At 53.7% G+C, this 5,606-nt stretch carries 3 rRNA genes; all 3 read right to left on the bottom strand.

The features are described 5' to 3' along the window. Positions 1-69: 69 nt before the first annotated feature. Positions 70-186: ribosomal RNA gene (rrf, locus tag C5E06_RS18815) — 5S ribosomal RNA — on the bottom strand. Between the two features lie 130 nt (positions 187-316). Next, positions 317-3,430 (bottom strand): 23S ribosomal RNA (locus C5E06_RS18810). A 420-nt stretch (positions 3,431-3,850) separates the two neighbouring features. Next, positions 3,851-5,370 (bottom strand): 16S ribosomal RNA (locus tag C5E06_RS18805). Together the 16S, 23S and 5S rRNA genes form the textbook arrangement of a ribosomal RNA operon. Positions 5,371-5,606 lie beyond the last annotated feature (236 nt).

Genomic DNA, 5,606 nt, shown 5'->3' with positions numbered 1-5,606 from the left:
AAAAAAGCCGGGGTTGGTCATCGAGGAGCATCTCTGCTCACTCAACAACCAACCCCGGCTTATGAAGAAGTCCGGCGGTGACCTACTCTCCCACAGGGTCCCCCCTGCAGTACCATCGGCGCTGAGAGTCTTAGCTTCCGGGTTCGGAATGTAACCGGGCGTTTCCCTCTCGCTATGACCGCCGAAACACTATGGATAACCAATCATGTTCCGAACCACACACCACACCCAAACAGGTGCGACACATGGTCGATCCTCGATCGTCTATCGAGAACCACAAAGTGGACGCGAACAGCAACAACATTCATGTGCATGTTTTATCAAATCATCAGCTTATTAGTACCGGTCAGCTCCACACATTTCTGTGCTTCCACATCCGGCCTATCAACCCAGTCGTCTACTGGGAGCTTCTCCCCCGAAGGGATGGAAATCTCATCTTGAAGCCGGCTTCCCGCTTAGATGCTTTCAGCGGTTATCCGTTCCGAACGTAGCCAATCAGCGGTGCTCCTGGCGGAACAACTGACACACCAGAGGTTCGTCCATCTCGGTCCTCTCGTACTAAAGATAGATCTTCTCAAATTTCCTACGCGCGCAGCGGATAGAGACCGAACTGTCTCACGACGTTCTGAACCCAGCTCGCGTGCCGCTTTAATGGGCGAACAGCCCAACCCTTGGGACCTACTCCAGCCCCAGGATGCGACGAGCCGACATCGAGGTGCCAAACCATGCCGTCGATATGGACTCTTGGGCAAGATCAGCCTGTTATCCCCGAGGTACCTTTTATCCGTTGAGCGACAGCGCTTCCACAAGCCACTGCCGGATCACTAGTCCCGACTTTCGTCCCTGCTCGACTTGTCAGTCTCACAGTCAAGCTCCCTTGTGCACTTACACTCGCCACCTGATTGCCAACCAGGTTGAGGGAACCTTTGGGCGCCTCCGTTACTCTTTAGGAGGCAACCGCCCCAGTTAAACTACCCACCAGGCACTGTCCCTGAACCGGATTACGGTTCGAAGTTAGATATCCAGAATGACCAGAGTGGTATTTCAACAACGACTCCACGAACACTAGCGTGCCCGCTTCACAGTCTCCCACCTATCCTACACAAGCCACACCGAACACCAATACCAAGCTGTAGTAAAGGTCACGGGGTCTTTTCGTCCTGCTGCGCGTAACGAGCATCTTTACTCGTAATGCAATTTCGCCGAGTTCGCGGTTGAGACAGCTGGGAAGTCGTTACGCCATTCGTGCAGGTCGGAACTTACCCGACAAGGAATTTCGCTACCTTAGGATGGTTATAGTTACCACCGCCGTTTACTGGGGCTTAAATTCAGAGCTTCGCCGAAGCTAACCCTTCCTCTTAACCTTCCAGCACCGGGCAGGCGTCAGTCCGTATACATCGTCTTGCGACTTCGCACGGACCTGTGTTTTTGATAAACAGTCGCTTCCCACTGGTCTCTGCGGCCATCAATGCGCTTTCAGGAGTAAATCCCTATACGCCTCAGGCCCCCCTTCTCCCGAAGTTACGGGGGCATTTTGCCGAGTTCCTTAACCACGATTCTCTCGATCTCCTTGGTATTCTCTACCTGATCACCTGTGTCGGTTTGGGGTACGGGCGACTAAAACCTCGCGTCGATGCTTTTCTTGGCAGCAGAGGATCACCGACTACCTCACATAAGTGAGTTCCGCGTCAGATCTCAGGCTTCACGAGTGACGGATTTGCCTATCACTCACCCTACGTCCTTGCCCGGATTCAACCAATCACCCGGTTCGGCTACCTTTCTGCGTCACACCTGTTAATACGCTAACCGCACCAGAACGGGGTCGAGCGCTAGGCTCCCCACCCACCCGAAGGCGGACGAAGAGATTCAGACTCTTAGCACTACTGGATTAGCTTGGGCGGTTTTTCGCCGGCCACGGGAATATCAACCCGTTGTCCATCGACTACGCCTGTCGGCCTCGCCTTAGGTCCCGGCTTACCCAGGGCAGATTAGCTTGACCCTGGAACCCTTGATCATTCGGAGGACGGGTTTCTCACCCGTCTTTCGCTACTCATGCCTGCATTCTCACTCGTGTAGCGTCCACGGCTGGTTTCCACCGCCGCTTCACTCGCCACACGACGCTCTCCTACCCATCCACACGACTGGACCACGAAGGCCTGTCTATAAATATGAATGCCACAACTTCGGTGGCGTGCTTGAGCCCCGTTACATTGTCGGCGCGGAATCACTTGACCAGTGAGCTATTACGCACTCTTTCAAGGGTGGCTGCTTCTAAGCCAACCTCCTGGTTGTCTGTGCAACTCCACATCCTTTTCCACTTAGCACGCGCTTTGGGACCTTAGTTGGTGGTCTGGGTTGTTTCCCTCTCGACTATGAAGCTTATCCCCCACAGTCTCACTGCTGCGCTCTCACTTACCGGCATTCGGAGTTTGGCTGACGTCAGTAAGCTTTTGGGCCCCATCGGCCATCCAGTAGCTCTACCTCCGGTAAGAAACACGCAACGCTGCACCTAAATGCATTTCGGAGAGAACCAGCTATCACGAAGTTTGATTGGCCTTTCACCCCTAACCACAGCTCATCCCCCCAGTTTTCAACCTAGGTGGGTTCGGTCCTCCACGAAGTCTTACCTTCGCTTCAACCTGGCCATGGATAGATCACTTCGCTTCGGGTCTAGGACATGCGACTGAATCGCCCTATTCAGACTCGCTTTCGCTACGGCTGCCCCACACGGGTTAACCTCGCCACATATCACTAACTCGCAGGCTCATTCTTCAAAAGGCACGCCGTCACAGCTACAAGGCTGCTCCGACGGATTGTAAGCAAACGGTTTCAGGTACTATTTCACTCCCCTCCCGGGGTACTTTTCACCTTTCCCTCACGGTACTTGTCCGCTATCGGTCATCTGGGAGTATTTAGGCTTATCAGGTGGTCCTGACAGATTCACACGGGATTTCTCGGGCCCCGTGCTACTTGGGATACTCTTCAACGTCAATACACGCATTTCGACTACGGGACTCGCACCCCCTCTGGTCAGCCATTCAAAGCTGTTCGTCTATACGCTATTGTCACGCCCACTGCCTGGTAGAGCAGCATGAAAAGTCCCACAACCCCGACCGTGCAACCCCTACCAGGTATCACACACGACCGGTTTAGCCTGATCCGCGTTCGCTCGCCACTACTAACGGAATCACTGTTGTTTTCTCTTCCTGTGGGTACTGAGATGTTTCACTTCCCCACGTTCCCTCTACCCGCCCTATATATTCAGGCGGGAGTCACCAGGTCACCACAAGGGGCCTGGCGGGGTTTCCCCATTCGGAAATCCTCGGATCAAAGTTCGATTATCAACTCCCCGAGGCTTATCGCAGATTTCTACGTCCTTCTTCGGCTCCAGATGCCAAGGCATCCACCGTTTGCTCTTAAAGATTTGATTTACACATGAGTAGCCAATCATTTCATTCTCAGAAACTCTTGACTAAAATTGCTGAACACCACAAACACCACCCAAAGGCGACATTCGCGGCATTCAAGATGCTCGCGTCCACTGTGTAGTTCTCAACATACGATCGGTACCAACACCCACCAACACAAAGCCGGCGAACGAAGGCCCAAGAGTCCGATCCACCACCATCCGAAGACGACAGCAGGCCCGGTCCCTCAGGACCCAACAGCGTGCACACCAGCACCCAACACAACACCAGCCGTTCCAACCCCAAAAAGAGGCGTACTAAACCAGCATCACGCTGAGCACCGAATAGTCAAATGTTCCACCCATGAGCGCCACCGATCGACATTCGCGACCGAAATGACTTCAGCTCCACACCCAAAAGGATGCGTGCTAAGTGCTCCTTAGAAAGGAGGTGATCCAGCCGCACCTTCCGGTACGGCTACCTTGTTACGACTTAGTCCTAATTACCGATCCCACCTTCGACGGCTCCCTCCAAAAGGTTAGGCCACCGGCTTCGGGTGTTACCGACTTTCATGACTTGACGGGCGGTGTGTACAAGGCCCGGGAACGTATTCACCGCAGCGTTGCTGATCTGCGATTACTAGCGACTCCGACTTCATGGGGTCGAGTTGCAGACCCCAATCCGAACTGAGACTGGCTTTTTGGGATTCGCTCCACCTCGCGGTATTGCAGCCCATTGTACCAGCCATTGTAGCATGCGTGAAGCCCAAGACATAAGGGGCATGATGATTTGACGTCATCCCCACCTTCCTCCGAGTTGACCCCGGCAGTCTCATATGAGTTCCCACCATTACGTGCTGGCAACATACGACGAGGGTTGCGCTCGTTGCGGGACTTAACCCAACATCTCACGACACGAGCTGACGACAACCATGCACCACCTGTATACCGACCTTGCGGGGCGAACATTTCTGAACGTTTCCGGTATATGTCAAGCCTTGGTAAGGTTCTTCGCGTTGCATCGAATTAATCCGCATGCTCCGCCGCTTGTGCGGGCCCCCGTCAATTCCTTTGAGTTTTAGCCTTGCGGCCGTACTCCCCAGGCGGGGCGCTTAATGCGTTAGCTACGACACGGAAACCGTGGAATGGTCCCCACATCTAGCGCCCAACGTTTACGGCATGGACTACCAGGGTATCTAATCCTGTTCGCTCCCCATGCTTTCGCTCCTCAGCGTCAGTAATGGCCCAGAGATCTGCCTTCGCCATCGGTGTTCCTCCTGATATCTGCGCATTCCACCGCTACACCAGGAATTCCAATCTCCCCTACCACACTCTAGTCTGCCCGTACCCACTGCAGACCCGAGGTTGAGCCTCGGGATTTCACAGCAGACGCGACAAACCGCCTACGAGCTCTTTACGCCCAATAATTCCGGACAACGCTTGCACCCTACGTATTACCGCGGCTGCTGGCACGTAGTTAGCCGGTGCTTTTTCTGCAGGTACCGTCACTTTCGCTTCTTCCCTACTAAAAGAGGTTTACAACCCGAAGGCCGTCATCCCTCACGCGGCGTTGCTGCATCAGGCTTTCGCCCATTGTGCAATATTCCCCACTGCTGCCTCCCGTAGGAGTCTGGGCCGTGTCTCAGTCCCAGTGTGGCCGGTCACCCTCTCAGGCCGGCTACCCGTCGTCGCCTTGGTGAGCCATTACCTCACCAACAAGCTGATAGGCCGTGAGCCGATCCATAACCAAAAAATCTTTCCAAACACAGACCATGCGATCGTGTTAGATATCCAGTATTAGCCACCGTTTCCGGAGGTTATCCCAGAGTTATGGGCACGTTGCTCACGTGTTACTCACCCGTTCGCCACTAATCCACCCAGCAAGCTGGGCTTCATCGTTCGACTTGCATGTGTTAAGCACGCCGCCAGCGTTCGTCCTGAGCCAGGATCAAACTCTCCGTAAATGAATAACAACCAAACAAACCCAAAGGCTCGCCGGTAAACATCACGCCACCACACCGAAGTGCGATGACAAGTTTGAAACTGACAAAAAACAAAACAACACCAAACCCGAAAGTTCAGTACTGACTTGTATTGTCCAAATATGTTTCCAAAAGGAATCCTTACCCCCTCCAAAGGAAGAGGCACGGGATCAAATTGGCATTTGACATAGTGCACGCTGTTGAGTTCTCAAGAATCG

It is taken from the genome of Pseudoclavibacter sp. RFBI5, from assembly GCF_002931395.1.
GTDB lineage: Bacteria > Actinomycetota > Actinomycetes > Actinomycetales > Microbacteriaceae > Pseudoclavibacter.
This window is presented reverse-complemented; position numbering and strand designations above follow the sequence as displayed.